The 920-nt window shown below is 62.7% G+C and carries 1 protein-coding gene and 1 pseudogene; both read right to left on the reverse strand.

What is annotated here, in order from left to right; translation table 11 throughout:
• Window positions 1-182, reverse strand: a pseudogene (locus PHO31112_RS27010) (electron transfer flavoprotein subunit alpha/FixB family protein); the annotation flags it as partial.
• Window positions 183-200: 18 nt separating this feature from the next.
• Window positions 201-920: electron transfer flavoprotein subunit beta/FixA family protein (locus tag PHO31112_RS27015; protein ID WP_150624800.1), on the reverse strand; the 720-nt coding region annotated here is incomplete at its 5' end.

A 920-nucleotide genomic window follows, 5' to 3' on the forward strand; every position in this document is an offset into this window, starting at 1 on the left:
ACCTTCTTCACGCCCGCGATCTGCGCGGCCGCGTCGGCCGCTGCCTTGGCGTTGCTGCCCGCAACCAGCACATGCACGTCGTCGCCGCATTGCAGCGCGGCCGTCACCGTGTTGAGCGTTGCCGCTTTGATCGATTGGTTATCGTGTTCGGCCACAACCAAAACTTTTCCCAGATTGCTCATGTCTCGTCGTCTCCCCTCTTAGATGACCTTCGCTTCGGTCTTCAGCTTGTCGACGAGCGCTGCCACGTCCGCCACCATCACCCCGGCGCTGCGCTTGGGCGGCTCGGCCACCTTCAGCGTCTTCAGACGCGGGCTCACATCCACACCCAAATCCGCAGGCTTGAGCGTTTCCAGCGGCTTCTTCTTCGCCTTCATGATGTTGGGCAGCGTCACGTAACGCGGCTCGTTCAGGCGCAAGTCCGTCGTGATGACCGCCGGCAGCGACAGCGACACCGTCTCCAGACCGCCGTCCACTTCACGCGTGACCTGTGCACGGTTATCCGCCACCGTCACCTTCGAGGCGAACGTCGCCTGCGGCAGCTTCGCCAGCGCCGCGAGCATCTGACCGGTTTGATTCGAGTCGTCGTCGATCGCCTGCTTGCCCAGGATCACCAGTTGCGGCTGCTCCTTGTCCACCACGGCCTTGAGCAACTTGGCCACCGCCAGCGGTTGCAGCTCTTCATCCGATTCGATCAGAATCGCGCGATCCGCGCCAATGGCCAGCGCCGTGCGCAACGTCTCCTGCGATTGCGCGACACCCGCCGACACCGCGATCACTTCCGTCGCCACGCCCGCTTCCTTCAGGCGCACCGCTTCTTCCACCGCGATTTCGTCGAACGGATTCATCGACATCTTCACGTTCGCGATGTCGACGCCACTGCCGTCGCTCTTCACGCGAACCTTTACGTTGTAATCCAC

The organism is Pandoraea horticolens (genome assembly GCF_902459555.1).
In the GTDB taxonomy this organism is placed as follows: Bacteria; Pseudomonadota; Gammaproteobacteria; order Burkholderiales; family Burkholderiaceae; genus Pandoraea; species Pandoraea horticolens.